We start from the raw sequence: 22234 nt of genomic DNA, 5'->3' as shown, positions 1-22234 counted from the left end.
AACGGCCGGGGAAACCCGGCCGTTTTTTTGGAGTACGTGCCGTTTGCGGGGCGGCGCGCTAGAGTGTCCGCATGCACATCGAACCCGAACACATCGACGCCGAGGCCGAGGGCGGCCCGGTTCCTTCCCGCGCACCGACCGTCGACGCGCGCATCTATCCGCGCGGCGGGCTGGACGTCCTTTCGCGGGACGAAGTCGCGCGCCTGCGCGATGCCTCCGCCGGCGGCATGCACGACCTGTTGCGCCGCTGCGCGCTGGCGGTACTCACCAGCGGCAGCGCCAGCGATGATCCGCGCGCCGCGCAGGAGCTGTACCCGGATTTCGACATCCAGGTGCTGCAGCAGGACCGTGGCGTCCGCATCGACCTGAAGGCCGCGCCGGCGATGGCCTTCGTCGACGGCGAGATCATCCGCGGCGTCGCCGAACTGCTGTTCGCGGTGGTGCGCGACCTCGCGTTCACCGCGATCGAACTCGATCCGGAATATTCCGCGGAACTCGATTCATCCGCGGGCACCACCGACGCGGTGTTCCGGCTGCTGCGCAACGCGCGCATCCTGCAGCCGGCCGATCCCAACCTGGTCGTGTGCTGGGGCGGGCATTCGATCGGGCGCGAGGAATACCTCTACACCAAGCAGGTCGGCTACGAGCTCGGCCTGCGCGGGCTCGACATCTGCACCGGCTGTGGCCCGGGCGCGATGAAGGGGCCGATGAAGGGCGCGACCATCGCGCACGCCAAGCAGCGGCGCCGGCGCATGCGCTACATCGGCATCACCGAGCCGGGCATCATCGCGGCCGAATCGCCGAACCCGATCGTCAACCACCTGGTGATCATGCCGGACATCGAGAAACGCCTCGAGGCGTTCGTGCGCATGGCCCACGGCATCATCGTGTTCCCCGGCGGCGTCGGCACCGCCGAGGAAATCCTGTACCTGCTCGGTATCCTGCTGCGCGAGGAAAACGCGGACCTGAAGTTCCCGCTGATCTTCTCGGGGCCGGCCTCCGCGGCCGCGTATTTCGAGCAGATCGACAAATTCATCCGGCTCACGCTCGGCGATGCAGCGGCCGAACGCTACCGCATCGTGGTCGGCGACAGCGTCGAGGTGGCGCGGATCATGCATGCGGGCGTCGCCGACGTGCGGCGCCAGCGCATCGCCCAGCAGGATTCGTTCTTCTTCAACTGGGCACTCGCGATCCCGCACGAATTCCAGCAGCCCTTCATCCCGACCCACGAAACGATGGCCGCGCTGGACCTGCACCACGGGCGCAAGCCGCACGAACTGGCCGCGGACCTGCGGCGGGCGTTCTCCGGCATCGTCGGCGGCAACGTGAAGGAGCCGACCATGCGCCTCGTGGAAGCCAACGGGCCGTTCGAGATCCACGGCGATGCGGACATGATGCGCGCGCTCGATGCGCTGCTGCGCGCCTTCGTCGCCCAGGGGCGGATGAAGATCGCCGGCGAATACCGGCCCTGTTACCGGGTGGTTGCCTGAGCATCAGCCCCGCGGCAGGGACATGATCGCGAGATAGCGTCCATCTTCGATCCGGGACTCCACCTGGCCGTGCCCGCCAGTCATGGCCATCACGCGTTCGCGCGCGGACTTCAGCCCGATTGCATGTCCGTCGGATCTGCGCCCATTGGCGAGCATGTCGTTTGCGATGACCACTTCGATCATGCGGTCGAGCACGTTGACGGAAATGTCGATCCGCCCGCCACCGGGTCTCGGCTCGATCCCGTGCCTGATGGCGTTTTCCGCGAGCGGCTGGATCGAAAGCGAAGGAACCGAGACGTCGGGCAGCGCGTCCGGGAGGCGCCAATGGATTTGCACGCGTTCCCCGAAGCGCAGCGCCTCGATTTCGAGGTAACGCCGGGTGAGGGCCAGTTCGTCGGCGAGCAATACTTGCGGGCTGCCGCTCAATGCGTTCCGGAAAAGATCGGTGAGGTCGAGCAGGACGCGTTCTGCTTCATCCGGGCGCGCATGCACCAACGCGATGGCGGTATTGAGCGTGTTGAACAGGAAGTGCGGCCGGATGCGCGCCTGCAATGCTTCCAGTTCCAGTTGCTTCGCGCGTACCGCCAGTTGGCGGGCCCGCCAGTAATTCTGGTAGGTCAGCAGCATCAGCACGCCGACGACCAATGCGATCGCCAGCATCCTCAGCACGAAGGACGCCTTGCCTTCGAGCGGTTTCGCCGACGCATCGAGCATTCCCCACGCCGCCGAACCGACAAGCAGCGTCATGCCCAGCAGGATGATCAGGCAGATCCATGCCACGGCCGGAGACGGCAGCCTTGCCAAGGGGCGACGCAACAGGAACAGGGTGCACAGGGTGCCGAGGGCGACCCATTGGACTCCGAGCGAGGCGAGCCCGAACAGGGTCAGCCTTCCCCCCGGGGTCCCGGATGCCAAAGCCAGGAGCAGTGCCAGCGATTCGCCGGCGAGGAGAACGGCGATCAGCGCGTAAGGGCGGAACAATGCATCAAGAGAGCTGTTGCCCTTGGTATCCACCTGCCGCCATCCGGTGAGGAGGGTTTCCGCCATGGTCCATCAATCATGGGCCAAACCGCCTGCGCCGGGGAATAGCCCGTTCATCGGGGGCGCATGGCACGGTGGCCGAATCCTGCCTTAGGGTATGCCGGCCACGGTTCCGTGGGGGGGATATGTCGCGACGCAGTCGGAAAACCTCGCGTCTTCGCGCCGAGCGGGGATTCACCATGGTCGAGTTGATGATGACTCTGATCGTGCTTGGAACGTTGGCGGCGCTGGCGGTGCCGAGCTTCATGAACCTGATCCGCGGCAATCGCCTGACGTCTTCCGCGAACGAGATGGTCGCGATGCTGCAGACGGCCAGGCTGGCGGCGGTCAGCAATCGCGCGAGCGTGTCGGTCTGCCCGACCACGAATGGCACCGACTGCACCACCGCATTGGGCAGCCGCTGGATCGCCGTGATGACCAAGGACGGCGCCACGACCGTGTTGCGGGACAGTACCTTGCATCCGAGCGTCGAGGTCAAGACCAGCCCCAGCCTTTCGGGCGCCGGCGGCACCAACAAGAACAAGTTCACGTTCCTGCCGAGCGGCTTCTCGAAGGCGGGAACAAGCGATGGCGGCACGCTCGCGTTGTGCGTGCCGGAATTGCGTGGCAACAACAACGACTTGGACGTCAGCACCAGCGTGGGCAGGATCAATACGTGCCGGCGCCCGGCAACCAAGGCCTGTACCGCGCCGACGAACACGCCGGCGAACAACTGCGCGAACAATTGAGGCCTCAATGAAACGCATGGCGCCATTCGTTCGACCCGGGTCACAGCAAGGCGTCGGCCTGATCGAAGTCATGATCGCCGTCCTGGTGCTGGCGATCGGCGTGCTCGGGGTCGCTGCAATGCAGTCCCTGACGCTGAAGAACGCGGCCGGGTCGGCCAGCCGCACGCAGGCTTCGATCCAGATCTATTCGATGATGGACATCATCCGGGCCGATCGCGCCAACGTAGGCGCTTACAACACCAACACCTATGTCGATGGCGCCGAGGACGGCGTTGATGGAGACCCGGGCACCGTTGCTGGCTGGCTGGATGGACTGAAGACCACGGTCGCACCCGATGCCAAGGGTAAGGTGGTGTGCATCGTGGACACCATGACCTGCACCGTCGGCGTGCAGTGGTGCGACGCCAATACCACGGGCGGAAGTAGTTGTGTCGACGCCGCCCACACCCCCCACATCGAGATCACGAGCCGGCTATGACACGCATGCCACGCCAGGGCGCGGCCGCACAGCGCGGCTTCACGATGGTCGAACTGATGGTCTCGCTGCTGCTGGGGCTGCTGGTGGTGGCGGCCGCAGGCAGCCTGTTCATGTCGAACAAGCGCGTGTACGGCGCGACCGAGTCGATCAACCGGATTCAGGAAAACCAGCGCGGCGCTTTCGAGATACTCGCGCGCGACATCCGCGAAGCCGCGGGCAATCCGTGCATGCGTTTCGACGGTGCCTATACCGACAAGGTCGGCGTCGAACTGGCAGCCCCGGACGCGACATTCTGGTCGCGCTTCCCGAACGGCGTCTTCGGCCAGGACGGAACGGGGGCCAACGGTTCCGACGAAATCACCCTGTATTCGGCCAACAGTTCGATCCACAACGTGGAAAAGCACGCGAAATCCGCCGACGCGATCACGGTGAGCACGGCCACGGACGACCTCAGCAACGGGCAATTGCTGATGGTCTGCAACAACGACTACGCCATCGCGTTCTCCGCCGTTGGCATCACTCCCACCGGCACGACCATCGGCCACAACGGCGCGGCGAACTGCGGCAACAACCTCACCAGGCCCAGCGCGGGCGCCAATACCTGCGCGCTGGCCAACGCCAATCCCGCGTACTGCTTCTGGCAGGGAGTCGCGGGCACCGACTGTCCCGGCGGTTTCGGCACATCGCCCGCGTACGTGTCCGCGGTCACCAGTGCGTTGTGGACGGTGGCGAACAACGGTCGCGGCGGAACCTCGCTCTACCGCACCAACGCAGATGGCGCCAGCGAGATCGCCGAAGGCGTGACCGCCTTGAAGGTGAGCTACAAGGTCGGAAGCGGAACCGATTACATGAATGCGGCGGGCGTCGTGGCCGCCGGCGGCTGGTCGCAGGTGCAGGCGGTGCACGTGCAGATGACGTTCCAGGCGGTCAGGGGCGCACTGGGCAAGGGCGATGTCACCGGCACCGACAATGCGGCGTTGAGCCGCACGCTTGACGATTACATCGTGCTCAGGAACCACCAGGACATCCAATGAAGACCAATCCTTCCATCGGTCATTCGTTTCGCGGCCAATCGGGTGCGGCCCTGCCGGTCGTCCTGTTGCTGTTGCTGATCGTGACCCTGCTCGGCATCGCATCGATGCGTGGCGCCATCATGGAGGAACGCATGGCCTCCAACACCATGGCGCGCAGCATGGCGTTCCAGGCGGCGGAGGCGGGCCTGCGCCAGGCCGAGTTGAGCGTGCGAGATGGTGCAGCGATCGACTTCCCCGCGTCGGGCTGCGATGCGAATGGATATTGCGCGATGGTCGTGCCGCCTGCGCTCCCGGCGTGGGAAGCCGATGGCTTCTGGACCGGTAGCAGTGGATACAAGGACGGGGATCCAGTGTCGATGGGCGGTGATCAGGAGCCCATTACGCCGCAATTCGTGATCGAGGATTTCGGCGTGACCACCAACGCCGCAGGCGGCAGCGGCGGTTCCGTCGACATAGGCAAGCCGCCGCCGGAGTCGGGCGCGACCCAGAACGTCTACCGCATCACTTCCCATGCCGCCACGCCGAATGGCGTCGAGGTGGTTCTCCAGTCGTTGTACCGGCGCTGATGGAGCGCACCATGAAAACGAAGAAGACATTGCCATTCCGCAAACCCACGCTGCGGTACCGCATGGGCGTGATGGGCATCACCGCGCTGGTTGCGCTGGCCGGCTTGCCGGTCCATGCCGCCACGACTTCGTTTCCGAACTATCCGTTGCTGACCGGCGGCAATGCCATTCCGCCGAACATCCTGTTGATCCTGGACGATTCGGGGTCGATGGAAGACACGCTGATGCGTGCCGATGGCAAGAACGAAGACACGACGGACCTGGACGACAGCGTCTCCCATCGCTCCTACGTCAACAACACGCTCTATTACGATCCCCACACCACGTACTTGCCGTGGCGCACGTCCAGCGTGGATTTGAACGCGCGGCTTGCGGCTGCCGACTTCAAGAACGCGGCCAGCAGCTACACCAGCCCGACCTCGAGCAAGGTCGACTTGCGCGACAGCGAGGAGTCGTATTTCTACGTCCCGAAGTCCGGCGTTTCCAACCCGGGAACGACCACGAGCAATTACGACAAATACCGGATCGCCACCTCGAGTTCGTCGAACAGCTACAACGGCGGCGTTGTCCAGGTCAAGCTGGCAACCGCAAATACGACGACCTTGATCGATACCACGACGATCGCCTCGATCAACAAGAGCAGCTGGTCTTCGTGCATTTCCGTCACCAACGCCGGTTACGACTCCATCACCATCGCCACGTCGGGTGGATCCGGCGATGGCGACTTGTCGGTCTATGCGAACAGCAGTTGTTCCGGCGGCACGTATGACACGAGTACGGGAAGCAGCAATACAGAAAGCGTGACCTATACGGGTTCCGCCACGGGCATCAGCTTCAGGATCTATGCGTATTCGAAGGTGACCAACATCACCTACAAGGTCACGGCCAAGAATTCCTGGGTGGACCAGACGCCGACCAGCAGCGCCACTGCGCCCACCAATCGCAGCCAGCAGGACGAACTGCAGAATTTCGCCAACTGGTACCAGTACCACCGCAGCCGCAACAAGATGGCCAAGGCCGGCGCCTCGGAAGCGTTCGGGCGGCTGGGTAAGAACTACCGCGTGGGCTACGACACCATCTGGAACCGGAACACCAGCGGCAACACGATCAATACCTCCGGAAGCGCGCCCGCCTATCCCATTCCCTACGCCACGAACGGCGGCTTGTTCGAAGGCACGAATCGCGACAACTTCTATTCCAGGCTTCAGGGAACGATCGCCAACAACGGCACCCCGCTCAAGGGCGCGCTGCAGCGTGCGGCACGATACTTCGGGAAGGATGATCCTTGGTACGTGGACTCCACCAAGGCCACCCTGACCTGCCGGCAGAACTACGCCATCCTGACCACGGACGGTTATTGGAACGACGACTCCGGCTACACCAAGGTAGGCAACGCCGACAAGTCCACCAACACCGACGTCGACGGCAATGCTCCGCAATACCCGGATTCCTATACCGATACCCTGGCCGACGTGGCCTACAAGTATTGGAGCACCGACCTGAAGACCGGCACGAGTTGGCCGAACAATGTCCTGTCCAGTTCGGCGGATCCTGCCGACTGGCAGCACATGGTGACCTTCGGCGTGTCCATCGGCCTGCAAGGCAACCTGGACCAGAACAGCCCGCCGCCTTCGCCATGGAACCAGGACCCGACGACCGGCGGAGAAGGACCCAAGCGCATCGATGATCTCTGGCACGCCGCCCTGAACAGCCGCGGCAAGTTCGTGGTGGCGAACAACAGCGACAAGTTCGCCACGGCCCTGATCAATGCGTTGTCCACCATCGACTCGCGCAGTGCGTCCGGGTCCAACATCGCCTCCAGTTCCACCAAGACCGATACCAGCACGATCACCTTCGTGGCCGGTTTCACCTCCGGCTCCTGGATAGGCGACATGATCGCGAGCCCGTTCAACAGCGGGTTGACCGGGGTCTCCACCACGCCGGACTGGATCCTGTCCCAGACCTTCGGTACGGGGCAGGCCAATGCCAACTTCAAGAACCGCACCGTACTGACCATGAAGGGCGGCACGGCGGCGCTGTTCAACAGCGGCATGTCCGGCGCCAGCGATTTCGCGGCGCGCACCGGCCAGGCCGACGAAGCCACGGCCACCGATAACATCGCCTACCTGCGCGGCGACCAGAGCAAGGAAATCGGCCAGACCAACGGAACCCTGCGCAAGCGCGCGTACCCGATCGGCGACATCGTCGATTCCTCGCCGGCATACGAGGAAGACACCAAGACGGTCTATATCGGCGCCAACGACGGCATGCTGCATGCCATCGACGCGGACAGCAGCCACACCACCACCCGCGGCCAGGTGCTGTTCTCCTACGTGCCCAAGGGCATCGACTACACGGCCATGGCCAGCCTCAGCGCCACCGCCTACGACCATCGTTATTTCGTCGATGGGCAGATCGACGTGATCAGCCGTGCCGACCAGGGCAACGACAAGAACATCCTGGTGGGCGCGCTGGGCCGCGGCGGGCGTGGCGTGTTCGCGCTGGACGTGACTGCCCCGGGCTCCATGGATACGGGTGATGTGCTGTGGGACAACACCACCCAGGACAGCACTACCGAAAAGGACATGGGCTATGTGCTTGGCCGCGTGCTGATCCGCAAGGGCAACGGCGGCAAGACTTATGCCTTCGTTCCCAACGGCATCGACAGCCCGAACGGTTCGGCGACCCTGTTCGTGTACGAACTGAACGCGAACGGCGGCATCGCGGCGACGAGCAAGATCGTCGTGGATTCCGGTAGCGGCAATGGCCTGATGTCCCTGGGCATGGCCGACCTGAATGGCGACAACAAGGTGGATACCGTCTATGGCGGCGACCTGAAGGGCAACGTCTGGCGCTGGGACTTCACCGGCAACACGCCGCCAGCGACGGCCGTGAAGCTGTTCCAGGCCAAGGACGACGCAAACAACCCGCAGCCCATCACCGGCGGCATCGGTGTCGGACGCGACAGTTCCGGCAATATCTTCGTGGGTTTCGGCACCGGGCGCTTCATCTCCAGCAGCGACATGCCTGGCGTCGCCACGCAGACCACGCAGACCCTGTACGGCATCAAGGATGTGGCCAGCACCATTACCAGCCGCGACGACCTGCAGGAACGCACGATCCCGTATTCGGGTACCACCGAGTCGGGCGCCGAAGCGCGCGGTTTCGAGAATTATTCGGCGCTGCCCCCCGACAAGCAGGGCTGGTACATCGACCTGCCCGTGCCGGAGCGGACGATTTCCGCGCCGACGATCTACGGGACGGCGATGTACTTGTCCACGGTCATCCCGCCGAATGGCAGCGATTGCAAGAGCACGGTCGGTAGCGGCTTCCTCAATGCGATCGATCTGTACACCGGCACCAGTCCGGAGTCGGGGGCCTATTTCGGCGACGATGCTTCGCTCGCCGATGGCGGTGGCAACGCCGGCGGTGCGCTTGGGTCGATCGGCGTCAACGGCGGCATGCCGACGGAAGTGAACGTGACCAGCGTGCTTGCGACGGTGGGCACGGGCGCCTTCAGCAGCGAGGATGGCGGCGAAGGCAATACCGACAGCCATGAGCTCGGTGGCCAGCCTGGCGGCACCCCGGCACGCGTCAACTGGCGCGAAGTGGTTCCGGCGCAATGAACACGGGAGACGCAATGCAAACCCGAAGCAAGGGATTCACCCTGGTCGAGTTGATGATCGTCATCGGGATCATCGCGATCCTCGCGGCGCTCGTCTATCCGAGCTACGTCCGCGAGGTCGTGAAAACGAAGCGCTCCACGGGCGCGGCCTGCCTGATGGAGGAGGCCCAGTTCATGGAGCACTACTACGCCACGAAGATGACCTACAAGGACGCCGAGTTGCCGAAGGACTTGGCATGCGCCAACGATCTGAAGGGCGTTTACGCTTTTGCGGTTGCCGCAGGGGCGGACGCGGACACGACCTACACGTTGACGGCGACCCCGCAGGGCAGGCAACTGGCGAAGGACACCCTTTGCCGCACGATGACCGTCAACGAGAAGGGAGCCAAAGCGGTGTCCGGCAGCGCCGGTGCTGACGTGTCGCAATGCTTCTAGGCGACAGCTTCATTTAACGAAACACAATGCCGGAAAACGAAAAGGCCGCGAGCAATCGCGGCCTTTTCGTTCATCTGGATCTGGCGCCCGAAGTTGGACTCGAACCAACGACCCCCTGATTAACAGTCAAGTGCTCTAACCGGCTGAGCTATTCGGGCGGGGGCGACATTGTGCCGTCGGCCCGGAAACGGCGCAAGTTCCGGCCCTTACGGGGGCTGCATGCAGGCCCACGCGGCATCGGCAGTGGGCTTGCCTTGCCGGAAGCGACCGTTGTTGGCCAGGACCAACGTGGTGGCCTTCGCGACCCCGCGCGAGTCGCACAACGTGAAGGTGACGTTGGAACCCGCCGCGGCTCCGCCCCCGGGCTGGAACACCAGTCGCTTGCGCCCCGAAGTCCCGCGCAGGTGTGCGCCATTGGTCAACGCCGCCTGCTGCTGCAACAGGGTCTCATTGGGTCCGCGGTTGCGGTTGCCGTCGAGGTCCGCGAAGGCGATCCAGCCGCCGCTCCAATCGATGGTGTCGGCGCAGGCGTCGCCGCCCGAGGTCGGGCACAGCACCACTTCCGCGCCGGTGACGGTGGAATGGGTCAACGCCTTGCTGAAGGTTTCGACCATCGCGGCCTTGGCGGTGGCGGCGTGCACGGCCGAAATCGTGCCGGTGACGGCAGGGATGGCGATTCCCGCCACCACGCCGGCCACGGCCAGGGCCAGGGTCGCTTCGATCAGGGTGAATCCGAGGTGTTGCCGGCGCATGTTCGTTCCCCGTGTGGATGCCTCCATCCTGGCCACGCGTCGATCCATGGCGGATCGGTGGAACGCACTTCGTCGCATCGGAAAACACCGAATTGCCCGCCGGGCTAGACTTGCCGATTGCAGGAGCAGCCCCCGATGCCCCACGCCGACCGCCCCGATCCGCAACGCGACCGTTTCGAACTTGTCGCCCCGTATTCCCCTGCCGGCGACCAGCCGCAGGCGATCGAACGGCTGGTCGAACGCTTCGACGCCGGGCTGGCGAAGCAGACCCTGCTCGGCGTGACCGGTTCGGGCAAGACCTACACCATCGCGAACGTGATCCAGCGGGTGCAGAAGCCCGTCATCGTGATGGCGCCGAACAAGACCCTCGCCGCGCAGCTCTACGGCGAGTTCAAGGCCTTCTTCCCGCGCAACGCGGTCGAGTATTTCGTCAGCTACTACGACTACTACCAGCCCGAGGCCTACGTTCCGTCCTCGGACACCTATATCGAGAAGGACAGCTCGCTCAACGAGCACATCGAGCAGATGCGGCTGTCGGCGACCAAGGCGCTGCTGTCGCGGCGCGACGCGCTGATCGTGGCCACGGTGTCGGCGATCTACGGCCTCGGCGACCCGGAGGATTACCTCTCGCTGCGCCTGATCCTCGCCAAGGGCGAGCGCATCGACCAGCGCGCGCTGATCCGCCACTTGACCCAGCTGCAGTACACGCGCAACGACAGCGAATTGCGCCGCGGCACGTATCGCGTGCGCGGCGAGGTGATCGACGTGCATCCGGCGGAAAGCGAGGACGAGGCGCTGCGGATCGAGCTGTTCGACGGCGAGATCGAGCAGCTCAGCCTTTTCGACCCGCTCACCGGCGCGGTATCGCGCAAGATCCCGCGCTACACGGTGTACCCGCGCACGCACTACGCCAGCACCCGCGAGAGCGTGCTGAACGCGGTCGAGACCATCAAGGTCGAACTCAAGGAGCGACTGGAACAGCTGTACGCGCAGAACAAGCTGGTGGAAGCACAGCGGCTGGCGCAGCGTACCCAGTTCGACCTCGAGATGATGGCCGAGGTCGGCTACTGCAACGGCATCGAGAACTACTCGCGCCACCTCACCCGCCGCCAACCCGGCGAACCGCCGCCGACGCTGTTCGACTATTTGCCGGCGGATTCGCTGCTGGTGGTGGACGAATCGCACGTCACCGTTCCGCAAATCGGCGCGATGTACAAGGGAGACAGATCCCGCAAGGAAACGCTGGTGGAATTCGGCTTCCGCCTGCCGTCGGCGCTGGACAACCGCCCATTGCGCTTCGAGGAATGGGAGGAACGCGCGCCGCGCACGATCTTCGTGTCGGCGACGCCGGGCCCGTACGAACTGCGCGAAAGCGGCGGCGAGGTCACCGAACTCGTGGTGCGCCCGACCGGTCTGGTCGATCCGCAGGTCGAGATCCGCCCGGTCGCGACGCAAGTGGACGACCTGCTTTCGGAAATCCACGAACGCGTGGCGATGGGCGATCGCGTGCTGGTGACGACGCTGACCAAGCGCATGGCCGAGAACCTGACCGAATACCTCGGCGAGCACGGGGTGAAGGTGCGCTACCTGCATTCGGACGTGGAGACGGTCGAGCGCGTCGAGATCATCCGCGACCTGCGCCTGGGCGTGTTCGACGTGCTGGTCGGCATCAACCTGCTGCGCGAAGGCCTCGACATGCCGGAAGTGTCGCTGGTCGCGATCCTCGATGCCGACAAGGAAGGCTTCCTGCGTTCGGCCGGTTCGCTGATCCAGACCATCGGTCGCGCCGCGCGCAACCTGCGCGGCAAGGCGATCCTGTACGCGGACCGCATCACCAATTCCATGCAGAAGGCGATCGACGAAACCGACCGCCGTCGGGCGAAGCAGGTCGAATACAACGCCGAGCACGGCATCACCCCGCAATCGGTGCAGCGCGCGGTGCTGGACATCATGGAAGGCGCGCGCGAGGCGCCCGAAGCGAAGGGCCGCGGCAAGGCGCGCAGGGTCGCGGAACCGCGCGAGGACTATGCCGCCCTCAACCCGGGCCAGGCCGCGGCGAAGATCAAGGAACTGGAACAGAAGATGTACCAGCACGCCCGCGACCTCGAGTTCGAGGAAGCGGCCCGGATCCGCGACCAGTTGCATCGGCTGCGCGAGGCCAGCCTCGGCGGTTGAACCGGTTGGCCCCGGGCCCGGGGCTGGGCTACAATTCGCGCCCCGCGAAGGGGTTCCAGGGCGGTTAGCTCAGCGGTAGAGCATCACCTTGACATGGTGGGGGTCACAGGTTCGAACCCTGTACCGCCCACCACGCCCGCTCCCAGAGAGTGCTGGCGTGGTGCTGGAACGAACGCTGCGAAGACACGGAACCGCCGCCAGGCGGTTTTGTTTTTTTGGCGGAGTCAGATCCTGATCCGTTGCGCGTGCAAGGCTTCGTAGGCGGGCCGGCAGGCATCCGCGACCGCACGCGCATCGCCGGACAGCGCGGTTTCCCGCGGACGCCACGCTTCGAAACCGGTCGATTCCCACACCGCGTCGTACCAATGCGGCGCCCATACGCCGTCGCTGGCGCGCGGACCGGGCGGCCACGACAGCATGCGCGGGGTGAATGCGATTCCCAGCGCATCGCAGATCGCGCGCAGATGCGCCTCCGGCGCGCGCAGGAAATCGCCGGCATCGATCACCATGGGCGTTTCGCCAGTCCGCCCGCGCAATTGCTGGAACAGCGCTGCCTGCTGCAGCAGGCCGATGTCCTCCGGCGCCACCGTCGCACGCGACTTGATGTACGAGGCCACCACTTCGGCCGGATTGCGGATCAGGAACACGTTGCGCAGGCCGAACACCCATTCCGTGTCCATACCCGGCAGCAAGTGATGGCTCATGTGTTTCTGGTACCAGACCGACACGTCGCCGGGTGCGGGGCCGAGCAGCGCATCGACGACGCGGCGCCAGTCGGTCTCGCCAGCGGCGATCACTTCGTCGCGGCCGGGATGGTCGAGGCCGGTCGCGGCGAGGTAGGCCGCGTACAGCGGTTCGTCGCTCACCGCGCAATCGCCGCGGTTCTCCCAGGCGCGCATCATCGCGGTCGAGATGTTGCGCGGCCCCGACCACATCGCGATCCGCAGGGTCATGCAGTCGGCCAACGGTTCGCAACGTCGCGTTTCGCGAGTTCGCGGTACAGCGTTTGCAGGCGCGCGGTCATGGGGCCGGGCAGGCTGCCATCGCCGATCTTGCGGCCATCGACCGAGCGTACCGGCGCGAGGCCGGCGAAAGTGCCGGTGGTGAAGGCTTCGTCGGCGGAATAAACCTGGGTCAGGCTGAAATTCTTCTCGAAGCAGGGAATGCCGTTTTCGCGGCAGATCCGCAGCACGTTGGCGCGGGTGATTCCGCCCAGGCAGTAATCGCCGCTCGACGTCCACACTTCGCCCTTGCGCACGATGAAGAAGTGCGTGGAATTGCAGGTCGCGACGAAACCGTGCGGATCCAGCATCAGCGCCTCGTCGGCGCCGGCTTCGATGGCCTGGATGCAGGCGGTGATGCAGTTGAGCTTGCTGTGGCTGTTGAGCTTCGGATCCTGCACGTCGGGATACCCGCGGCGCACGTGCACGGTGAACAGCTTGAGTCCGGCGGCGAGCGTCTCCGGCTTCGCGACCTTGTGTTCGGCGATGATCACCACCGTCGCCGCCCCCGCGCTGGCGCGCGGATCCTGGTAGGGCGTGCGCTTCGGGCCGCGCGTCGCCATCAGCCGCAGGTGCGCGCCGTCGCGCATGTCGTTGGCGGCGAGGGTGTCATGGATCGCGCGGGTCAGTCCGGCGCGGTCGAGGCCGATGTCCAGCGCGATCGCCTTGGCGCCTTCGAACAGCCGGTCGAGGTGTTCGTCGAGGAAGGCCGGGTGCCCGTCGACCACGCGCAAGCCTTCCCAGACGCCGTCGCCGAGCACGAAACCGCTGTCGAAAACGGAAACCACTGCCTCGGCCCGCGGCTTCAGTTCGCCGTTGATCCAGATCCGGATCCCTGCATTGCGCGGGTCGTCGTGGAAGTCGTGGATGCTTTGCGACATCGTTGCTGGACTCGCCGTTCCGGGAACTGCGAGTTTAGGGCCGCGCGGACCTCGCTGCAGCCGGCTTTTTCGTTGACTTTCAGCCTGTGCGGCCCTAACGTTCCGGCCTCTGCAGCAGCTACGGGTGACGCCGGGAAACCGCCGTCGAGCGTGCGACATGAGCACTACCAAGGCCCATCGCTGAACCCGCCGACGCATTCGAATGATTCGGAAGGCGCCTCGGCGCCTTTTCGTTTTTCCGGGCAACAAGAAATGATCAACATTACCCTTCCAGACGGTTCCGTCCGCCAGTTCGACGCGCCGGTCACGGTGGGCGAGGTCGCCGCTTCCATCGGTGCGGGACTCGCCAAGGCCACGCTGGCCGGCAAGGTCGACGACAGGCTGGTCGATGCCAGCTATCGCATCGACCGCGACGCGACGCTGTCCATCGTCACCGACAAGTCGCCGGAAGCGCTGGACATCCTCCGCCATTCCACCGCGCATCTTCTGGCGCAGGCGGTGCAGCGCCTGTTCCCCGGCGCGCAGGTGACGATCGGCCCGGTGATCGACAACGGCTTCTATTACGACTTCGCCTACGAGCGCCCGTTCACCCCGGAAGACCTGCCGGCGATCGAAGCGGAGATGCAGAAGATCGTCAAGGAATCGCTGCCGGTGAATCGCAGCGTGAAGTCGCGCGACGATGCGGTGGCGTTCTTCCGCGGCATTGGCGAGGCCTACAAGGCCGAGATTATCGAATCGATCCCGGCGAACGAGGAATTGTCGCTGTATTCGCAGGGCGAATTCACCGACCTGTGCCGCGGCCCGCACGTGCCCGGCACCGACAAACTGCGCGCGTTCAAGCTGATGAAGGTCGCGGGCGCGTACTGGCGCGGCGATTCCAACAACCAGATGCTCAGCCGCATCTACGGCACCGCGTGGTTGAACGACAAGGACCTCAAGGCCTACCTCACGATGCTGGAGGAAGCCGAGAAGCGCGACCATCGCCGCATCGGCAAGCAGCAGGACCTGTTCCACCTACAGGAAGAAGCGCCGGGCCTGGTGTTCTGGCACCCGAAGGGCTGGAGCATCTGGCAGGTGGTCGAGCAGTACATGCGCCGCGTCTATCGCGAAACCGGCTACGGCGAAGTGCGCTGCCCGCAAATCCTCGACGTCGAGTTGTGGAAGAAGTCCGGCCACTGGGACAACTACAAGGACAACATGTTCTTCACCGAGTCCGAGAAGCGGACCTACGCGGTGAAGCCGATGAATTGCCCTGGCCACGTGCAGGTGTTCAACCAAGGCCTGCACAGCTACCGCGATCTGCCGATCCGCTACGGCGAATTCGGTTCCTGCCATCGCAACGAGCCCTCGGGCGCGCTGCACGGCATCCTGCGCGTGCGCGGCTTCACCCAGGACGACGGCCACATCTTCTGCACCGAGGACCAGATCGAATCCGAGGTCCGCGATTTCCACGCCCAGGCGCTGAAGGTCTATTCGGACTTCGGCTTCTCGGACATCCAGATCAAGATCGCGCTGCGGCCCGAGCCCCGCCTCGGCGACGACGCCACCTGGGACAAGGCCGAGGACGCCCTGCGCAACGCCCTGCGCTCGGCCGGGGTGGAGTGGGAGGAACTGCCGGGCGAGGGCGCCTTCTATGGCCCCAAGATCGAGTACCACCTGAAGGACGCCATCGGCCGCACCTGGCAACTGGGCACGATGCAGGTCGATTTCATGATGCCCGGCCGCCTCGGCGCCGAGTACGTGGACGAGCACAGCCAGCGCCGGACCCCGGTCATGCTGCACCGGGCCATCGTCGGCTCCATGGAGCGCTTCATCGGCATCCTGATCGAACACCATGCCGGCCAGTTCCCGGCCTGGCTGGCCCCGGTCCAGGCCGTGGTCATGAACATCACCGACGCCCAGGCCGATTGGGTCGGGGAAGTTCGGAAAACCCTTGCAAATCAAGGCTTCCGGGTCGATGCCGATTTGCGCAACGAGAAGATCGGCTATAAGATCCGCGAGCACACGCTGCAGCGCGTGCCGTACCTTCTGGTGGTGGGGGACCGCGAGAAGGAACACGGCTCGGTCGCCGTGCGCACGCGGGGTGGGGAAGACCTCGGTACCATGTCCGTCGCCGACTTCGCCTTGCGTTTGCAGCAGGAGTCCATGTAACAAGCGGGGCCGGCCGAGGCCGGCTGTTCCGCAACCGGCGCCCGATTCCGGAATCGGGCGCCATTCGGCTTCGACGAAGCCATCCCTTGGAGATCGCAACATCAGTACACCGGAAAAGCAGAACCGCCGTAACCTCGAGATCCGCGTGCCGCGCGTGCGCGTGATCGGCAGCGACGGCGAGATGGTGGGCGTGCTCTCGCGCGACGAAGCGCTCGCCATGGCCGAGGAAGAAGGCCTCGACCTGGTCGAAATCCAGCCGAACGCGGACCCGCCGGTCTGCAAGATCATGGACTTCGGCAAGTTCAAGTTCGAACAGCAGAAGAAGGCCAACGAGGCCAAGAAGAAGACCAAGCAGCAGGAGATCAAGGAACTCAAGTTCCGGCCGGTCACCGACGAGGGCGACTACCAGATCAAGCTGCGCAACATGCGCCGTTTCCTCGAGGAAGGCGACAAGGTCAAGGTCAACATCCGCTTCCGCGGTCGCGAGATGAGCCACCAGGAGCTCGGCCGCGAGATGGCCGCGCGGATCGAGGCCGACCTCGGTGAGGAGATCGTGATCGAGTCCCGCCCGCGCCTCGAAGGCCGGCAGATGGTGATGATGATCGCGCCCAAGAAGCGCTGAGGCTTTTCCTTCTCCCCTTGCGGGAGAAGGTGGCCCGAAGGGCCGGATGAGGGTTCGGAAGGTTGTGGATTCCCGGACCTGGTCGAACCCTCACCCCAACTCCTTTCCCGCAGGGAGAGGGGCTTTAATCGATTGATTTGCGAGAACTTCCGGCACCCGGCATAATGCCCGGCCCGGTTCGCCGGGTTGCTTGTGAGCGGTACCCATGGACCCGCCCGGATTCCCCTGGAATCAAGGGCTTACCCACCGGTCAGGCAGGACGGAGAGCCCGGAAACGGCGCCTGGACCAGTTCGAGATTTCGCAAGGATTCCCAATGCCCAAGATCAAGACCAATCGGGCGGCGGCCAAGCGCTTCCGGAAGACCGCTTCCGGCAAGTACAAGTGCGGCCACGCCAACAAGAGCCACATCCTCACCAAGAAGGCGACCAAGCGGAAGCGCAACCTGCGGCAGACGAACCACGTTCGTGCCGAGGACGCGGGCCGCCTGGACCGCATGCTTCCGTACTTGTGAGGAGATAAGACATGGCACGAGTCAAACGTGGTGTACAGGCGCGTCGGCGCCACAAGAAAGTCCTCAAGGCCGCGAAGGGTTACTACAACGCCCGCCGCAAGGTCTTCCGCGTCGCCAAGCAGGCGGTCACCAAGGCGCAGCAGTACGCCTACATCGGCCGCAAGCTGAAGAAGCGCCAGTTCCGCTCGCTGTGGATCGCGCGCATCAACGCCGGCGCGCGCGCCAACGGCATGAGCTACAGCCGCTTCATGAACGGCCTGCTCAAGGCCGGCATCACCCTCGACCGCAAGGTGCTGGCGGACATCGCCGTGCACGATGCGGCGGGTTTTGCCGCCCTGGTCGAAAAGGCGAAGGGCGCGCTGGCGGCTTGAGCCGCTGCTCCACACGATGAGGTATCCGGCGGCCACGGCCGCCACGACGTGGGGAAGGGCGCGAGTCCTTCCCCATTGTTTTTGTATTTCCCTTCTCCCGCTGGCGGGAGAAGGTGCCGAAGGCGGATGAGGGTGGATCGGGAATGAGCGAAATCGAATCCCTGTCGAAGCAAGCTCTGGCCGACATCGCCGCGGCGTCCACGCCCGACGCGCTTGAGGCACTGCGCGTCGCGCTGCTCGGCAAGAGCGGCAACATCACCGCGCAGCTGAAGGCGCTGGGTGCATTGCCGGCCGAGCAACGCAAGGCCGCGGGCGAGGCGATCAATCGCGCCCGCGATGCGATTTCCGAATCGCTGTCCGCGCGCAAGGCCGAACTCGATTCCGCCGCGCTCGATGCGCGCCTCGCGGTCGAAGGCATCGACGTCAGCCTGCCGGGCCGGGATCCGGGTCGCGGCGGCATCCATCCGATTTCGCGCACGCTCGAACGCATCGCCGACATCTTCGGCCGGCTCGGCTACGAACTCGCCGACGGTCCGGAGATCGAGGACGACTGGCACAATTTCGAGGCGCTGAACTTCCCGCCGCACCACCCCGCGCGGGCGATGCACGATACGTTCTACTTCGACGACGGTCGCCTGCTGCGCACGCACACCTCCGGCGTGCAGGTGCGCTACATGCACGACCATGTCGCGTCGGGCAAAAGCGGGCCGCTGCGCATGATCGCCGCGGGCAAGGTCTATCGCAGCGACAGCGACCAGACCCATTCACCGATGTTCCACCAGGTCGAAGGCCTGCTGGTCGACGAGCATTCGACCTTCGCCGACCTCAAGGGCACGCTGGCGGAATTCGTGCGCGCGTTCTTCGAGCGCGATTTCGAGATGCGCTTCCGCCCCAGCTACTTCCCCTTCGTCGAACCGGGCGCGGAAGTCGACATCGCCTGGCAGCAACCGGACGGGTCCGCGCGCTGGCTGGAAGTGCTGGGCTGCGGCATGGTCCACCCGAACGTGTTGCGCAACGTTGGCATCGATCCGGAGCGTTACACCGGCTTCGCCTTCGGCCTCGGCGTCGAGCGCTTCGCGATGCTGCGCTACGGCGTGAACGACCTGCGTGCGTTCTTCGAAAACGATGTCCGGTTCCTGGAGCAGTTCGCATGAAGTTCTCCGAGAACTGGCTGCGCAGCCACGTGCCGACCAACGCGACGCGCGACGAACTGGCGGCGACGCTGACCGCGATCGGCCTCGAGGTCGAAGGCGTCGAAGCGCTGGGCGAATCGCTGGCCGGCGTGGTGGTCGCGCGCATCGTCGAATGCGCGAAGCACCCGGAAGCCGACAAGCTGCAGGTCTGCCAGGTCGATGCCGGCAACGGCACAATGCTGCAGATCGTCTGCGGCGCGCCGAACGCGCGTCCGGGCCTGGTCGCACCGTTGGCCACCATCGGCACGAAGATCGGCGACATCACGATCAAGGCGGCTAAGCTGCGCGGCGTGGAATCGAACGGCATGTTGTGTTCGGCGAAAGAGCTCGGCCTCGATGCCGATGCCTCCGGCCTGCTCGAACTGCCGTCCGACGCGCCGGTCGGCACGCCGCTCGCCGATTATCTCGGCCTGCCGGACGCAAGCTTCGAGCTGAAACTCACGCCGAACCGCGCGGACTGCTTCAGCGTGCGCGGCATCGCCTTCGATGTCGCCGCGGCTTGCGCTTCGCATGTGACCGCGTTCGATGCGGCGCCGATGCCGGCGCTGAACGACGCGACGCTGCCGATCGAACTGCACGCCGGCGCGGACGCACCGCGCTTTGTCGGTCGCGTGATCGAAGGCGTCGACGCGAAGGTTACGACGCCGGTGTGGATGGCCGAACGCCTGCGCCGCAGCGGCGTGCGCCCGGTGAGTTTCCTCGTCGATGTCACCCAGTACGTGATGCTGGAACTCGGCCAGCCGATGCACGCCTACGACCGCGACCTGCTCAAGGGCCCGGTGTCGGTGCGCGTCGCGCGTGCTGGCGAAACGCTGAAGCTGCTCAACGGCGATACCGTCGAACTCGATCCGCAGTTCCTCGTCATCGCCGACGCAGGTCGCGCTGTCGGCCTCGCCGGGATCATGGGCGGCGAAGACACCAAGGTCGGCGCGGGCACGCGCAACGTCTTCCTCGAAGCCGCGCATTTCGCGCCCTCGGCGATCATCGGCCGCGGCCGCAGGTTCGGCCTGCACACCGATGCCGCACATCGTTTCGAGCGCGGCGTGGATCCGGAATTGCCGCGCATTGCGGTCGAACACGCCACGCGCCTGATCGTGGAGATCGCCGGCGGCGCGCCCGGCCCGGTGGTCGAAGCGGTGTTGCCCGAGCATCTGCCGAAACCGCAATCGATCCTGCTGCGCCGCGCACGCCTCGCGCGCGTGCTCGGCGTGCGCGTGGACGATGCCGAAGTCGTGCGCATCCTCACTGCGCTCGGACTTTCCGTCGAGGCGAATGGAGAGGGCTGGAACGTGGCGGCGCCGGCACGGCGCTTCGACCTCGCGATCGAGGAAGACCTGGTCGAGGAAGTCGCGCGCATCCACGGCTACGACGCGATCCCGGCTACCTTGCCGGGTTCCGGCGCGCGCCTGCAGGCGCCGAGCGAGGAACGCGTCGGCGACGGCGATGCGCGCCGGCAACTGGTCGCGCGCGATTACCTCGAAGCCGTGAACTTCGCCTTCGTCGATGCCGAATCGCTCGCGCAATGGCAGGCGGGCGGGGGCGTGCCGCTGGCGAACCCGCTCAGCGCCGACCTCGGCGTCATGCGCTCCTCGTTGCTGCCGGGGCTGGTCGCCGCGCTTGCGCGCAACGCCGCGCGCCAACAGCCGCGCGTGCGCCTGTTCGAGCTCGGCAAGGTATTCGCCATGAATGCAAGCGAGGCGCCGATCGAAACGTCGCGCATTGCCGCGGTCGCCTGCGGTTCTGCGCGCGGCGAACAGTGGGGCGAGAAGTCGCGCGTAGTCGATTTCCACGATCTCAAGGGCGACCTCGACAGCCTCGCGGCCTTGTCGAATGCGACGCTGGAATACCGTCAGGCTGCACCGTCCTGGGGACATCCGGGGCGTTCGGCGGAAGTGCTGCGCGACGGTCGTTCCCTGGGCTGGATCGGGCAACTGCATCCGCGCCTGCAGCAGACCTTGGGACTGGACATGGAGGTCGTCGCGTTCGAACTCGACCTCGAATCCTTGCTGGTGCGCAGCATTCCCGTCGCCATTGCGCTGTCCCGCTTCCCGTCCGTCCGCCGGGACCTCGCGTTCGTCGTCGCCGACGACGTGCCGTGGGCGGCCATGGAAGCGACCGTGCGCCGCGCCGCGGGCGCGGTTTTGAGGCAGCTTCGGCTGTTCGATCGCTATGCGGGCAGGGGGGTCGAACCCGGCTTCAAAAGCCTCGCTATGGGCTTGATATTGCAGGAAGATTCCCGCACCCTGACCGACCGCGAAGTGGAAGCGGTCGTGGCCGAGGTTGTGGCCGCGCTGCAGAGGGAACACGGCGCGGTCATCCGGGGCTGACGTTCAGGGGGAACGCAGGTGGCATTGACCAAAGCGGAAATGGCGGAACGTCTCTATGCGGACGTGGGCCTGAACAAGCGCGAGGCCAAGGAGTTCGTCGATGCGTTCTTCGACGTGCTGCGCGAGGCGCTGGAAGCCGGCCGGCAGGTGAAGCTGTCGGGCTTCGGCAACTTCGACCTGCGCCGCAAGAACCAGCGTCCGGGCCGCAACCCCAAGACCGGCGAGGAAATCCCGATTTCCGCGCGCACCGTGGTCACCTTCCGCCCGGGCCAGAAGCTGAAGGAACGCGTCGAGGCGTTCACCGGAGCCGCCCATGTTTGATCCGGGCAGCAACCGCGAACTGCCGCCGATCCCGGCCAAGCGCTACTTCACCATCGGCGAGGTCAGCGAGCTGTGCGACGTCAAGCCGCACGTGCTGCGCTACTGGGAAACCGAATTCCCTTCGCTGAAGCCGGTCAAGCGCCGCGGCAACCGCCGCTACTACCAGCGCCACGACGTGCTGATGGTGCGCCAGATCCGTGGCCTGCTGTACGAGCAGGGCTATACCATCGGCGGCGCGCGCCTGCGGCTGGAAGGCGAGGGCGCGAAGCAGGAAGCGGCGATGTCCACGCAGATCGTCAAGCAGGTGCGGATGGAGCTGGAGGAAGTGCTGCAACTGCTGAAACGCTGAACGGCGCCGGCCGGGTATAATTTCCCGGACCCGAGTCTTCCGGACGGGGTATAGCGCAGCCTGGTAGCGCACTTGTCTGGGGGACAAGTGGTCGTCGGTTCAAATCCGGCTACCCCGACCAACTCTGGAAACTCGGTGATCGATACGAAAAGCCCGCCTCGCGCGGGCTTTTCCTTTTCGGG

General features: G+C 65.3%; 20 protein-coding genes and 3 tRNA genes. 18 read left to right on the top strand and 5 right to left on the bottom strand.

All coding sequences use genetic code 11. The features are described from left to right. The first annotated feature begins 71 nt into the window (after positions 1-71). Positions 72-1490, top strand: coding sequence for a nucleotide 5'-monophosphate nucleosidase PpnN (ppnN, locus tag FNZ56_RS05760; protein ID WP_143878920.1), 1419 nt, complete (start codon positions 72-74; stop codon positions 1488-1490). Positions 1491-1493: 3 nt separating this feature from the next. On the opposite strand, the gene FNZ56_RS05755 is transcribed toward ppnN, so the two are convergent. Beyond that, entirely contained in the window at positions 1494-2537 is a 1044-nt protein-coding gene (locus FNZ56_RS05755; protein WP_143878919.1) for a sensor histidine kinase, read from the bottom strand. A 119-nt stretch (positions 2538-2656) separates the two neighbouring features. Here FNZ56_RS05755 and FNZ56_RS05750 point away from each other — a divergent pair, with 119 nt between their 5' ends. Genes FNZ56_RS05750 through FNZ56_RS05725 form a run of 6 tightly spaced genes read left to right on the top strand, consistent with a single transcriptional unit; the run spans position 2657 to position 9397 of the window. Next, positions 2657-3259 carry a GspH/FimT family pseudopilin gene (locus FNZ56_RS05750; RefSeq protein ID WP_345451714.1) on the top strand — a complete coding sequence of 201 codons (603 nt, stop codon included), beginning with the start codon at positions 2657-2659 and terminating at the stop codon, positions 3257-3259. A gap of 7 nt (positions 3260-3266) precedes the next feature. Beyond that, positions 3267-3737 carry a type IV pilus modification protein PilV gene (pilV, locus tag FNZ56_RS05745; protein WP_185970807.1) on the top strand — a complete coding sequence of 157 codons (471 nt, stop codon included), beginning with the start codon at positions 3267-3269 and terminating at the stop codon, positions 3735-3737. Continuing rightward, a complete protein-coding gene (locus tag FNZ56_RS05740; protein WP_143878916.1) occupies positions 3734-4771 on the top strand; it encodes a prepilin-type N-terminal cleavage/methylation domain-containing protein in 1038 nt (345 codons plus the stop codon). Before pilV ends, FNZ56_RS05740 begins: the two co-directional genes overlap by 4 nt. Then, complete coding sequence (locus FNZ56_RS05735; protein WP_143878915.1) at positions 4768-5337, top strand: pilus assembly PilX family protein; 570 nt, start codon at positions 4768-4770, stop codon at positions 5335-5337. The genes FNZ56_RS05740 and FNZ56_RS05735 overlap by 4 nt, the downstream gene beginning before the upstream one ends. Before the next feature lie 11 nt (positions 5338-5348). Beyond that, positions 5349-8963, top strand: coding sequence for a pilus assembly protein (locus FNZ56_RS05730; RefSeq protein ID WP_185970806.1), 3615 nt, complete (start codon positions 5349-5351; stop codon positions 8961-8963). Positions 8964-8977: 14 nt separating this feature from the next. After that, a complete protein-coding gene (locus FNZ56_RS05725; protein ID WP_143878913.1) occupies positions 8978-9397 on the top strand; it encodes a type IV pilin protein in 420 nt (139 codons plus the stop codon). Between the two features lie 81 nt (positions 9398-9478). On the opposite strand, the gene FNZ56_RS05720 is transcribed toward FNZ56_RS05725, so the two are convergent. Then, positions 9479-9555: transfer RNA gene (locus FNZ56_RS05720), tRNA-Asn, on the bottom strand. A gap of 48 nt (positions 9556-9603) precedes the next feature. Next, complete coding sequence (locus FNZ56_RS05715; RefSeq protein ID WP_185970805.1) at positions 9604-10149, bottom strand: GspH/FimT family pseudopilin; 546 nt, start codon at positions 10147-10149, stop codon at positions 9604-9606. 135 nt (positions 10150-10284) lie between these two features. On the opposite strand from FNZ56_RS05715, the gene uvrB reads away from it, so the two are divergent. Together uvrB and FNZ56_RS05705 are read left to right on the top strand one after the other, a co-directional pair. Then, positions 10285-12324, top strand: coding sequence for an excinuclease ABC subunit UvrB (gene uvrB, locus FNZ56_RS05710; RefSeq protein ID WP_143878911.1), 2040 nt, complete (start codon positions 10285-10287; stop codon positions 12322-12324). 58 nt (positions 12325-12382) lie between these two features. Beyond that, positions 12383-12457, top strand: a tRNA-Val gene (locus tag FNZ56_RS05705). Between the two features lie 91 nt (positions 12458-12548). Here the strand turns inward: FNZ56_RS05705 and FNZ56_RS05700 are convergent. Both FNZ56_RS05700 and FNZ56_RS05695 read right to left on the bottom strand, forming a co-directional pair. Next, entirely contained in the window at positions 12549-13277 is a 729-nt protein-coding gene (locus tag FNZ56_RS05700; RefSeq protein WP_143878910.1) for a sulfotransferase-like domain-containing protein, read from the bottom strand. After that, a complete protein-coding gene (locus FNZ56_RS05695; RefSeq protein WP_143878909.1) occupies positions 13274-14206 on the bottom strand; it encodes an aminotransferase class IV in 933 nt (310 codons plus the stop codon). The genes FNZ56_RS05700 and FNZ56_RS05695 overlap by 4 nt, the downstream gene beginning before the upstream one ends. A 252-nt stretch (positions 14207-14458) precedes the next feature. Here FNZ56_RS05695 and thrS point away from each other — a divergent pair, with 252 nt between their 5' ends. The 9 genes from thrS (at position 14459) to FNZ56_RS05650 (ending at position 22173) form a co-directional block, all read left to right on the top strand. Next, positions 14459-16357 carry a threonine--tRNA ligase gene (thrS, locus tag FNZ56_RS05690; RefSeq protein WP_143878908.1) on the top strand — a complete coding sequence of 633 codons (1899 nt, stop codon included), beginning with the start codon at positions 14459-14461 and terminating at the stop codon, positions 16355-16357. 100 nt (positions 16358-16457) lie between these two features. Further along, positions 16458-16979 (top strand): translation initiation factor IF-3, encoded by a 522-nt coding sequence (gene infC / locus FNZ56_RS05685; protein WP_246064776.1) that lies wholly within the window; start codon positions 16458-16460, stop codon positions 16977-16979. Between the two features lie 314 nt (positions 16980-17293). Further along, the gene (gene rpmI, locus FNZ56_RS05680) at positions 17294-17491 is read left to right on the top strand and encodes a 50S ribosomal protein L35 (RefSeq protein ID WP_027083463.1); all 198 of its coding nucleotides are present in this window, start codon (positions 17294-17296) and stop codon (positions 17489-17491) included. A gap of 11 nt (positions 17492-17502) precedes the next feature. Further along, positions 17503-17862, top strand: a complete 360-nt coding sequence (gene rplT, locus FNZ56_RS05675) for a 50S ribosomal protein L20 (RefSeq protein ID WP_143878907.1) — start codon at positions 17503-17505, stop codon at positions 17860-17862. A gap of 143 nt (positions 17863-18005) precedes the next feature. Continuing rightward, positions 18006-19016 (top strand): phenylalanine--tRNA ligase subunit alpha, encoded by a 1011-nt coding sequence (gene pheS, locus FNZ56_RS05670; RefSeq protein WP_143878906.1) that lies wholly within the window; start codon positions 18006-18008, stop codon positions 19014-19016. Then, entirely contained in the window at positions 19013-21382 is a 2370-nt protein-coding gene (gene pheT / locus FNZ56_RS05665; protein WP_143878905.1) for a phenylalanine--tRNA ligase subunit beta, read from the top strand. The genes pheS and pheT overlap by 4 nt, the downstream gene beginning before the upstream one ends. Positions 21383-21400: 18 nt before the next feature. Further along, positions 21401-21703 (top strand): integration host factor subunit alpha, encoded by a 303-nt coding sequence (locus tag FNZ56_RS05660; protein ID WP_143878904.1) that lies wholly within the window; start codon positions 21401-21403, stop codon positions 21701-21703. Continuing rightward, on the top strand, positions 21696-22052 hold the full coding sequence (locus FNZ56_RS05655; protein WP_143878903.1) for a MerR family transcriptional regulator: 357 nt from the start codon (positions 21696-21698) through the stop codon (positions 22050-22052). Before FNZ56_RS05660 ends, FNZ56_RS05655 begins: the two co-directional genes overlap by 8 nt. A 44-nt stretch (positions 22053-22096) precedes the next feature. Next, positions 22097-22173: transfer RNA gene (locus FNZ56_RS05650), tRNA-Pro, on the top strand. The last annotated feature ends 61 nt before the right edge of the window (positions 22174-22234 follow it).

The sequence above is a fragment of the Lysobacter lycopersici genome (assembly GCF_007556775.1).
Taxonomy (GTDB): Bacteria; Pseudomonadota; Gammaproteobacteria; order Xanthomonadales; family Xanthomonadaceae; genus Pseudoluteimonas; species Pseudoluteimonas lycopersici.
This window is presented reverse-complemented; position numbering and strand designations above follow the sequence as displayed.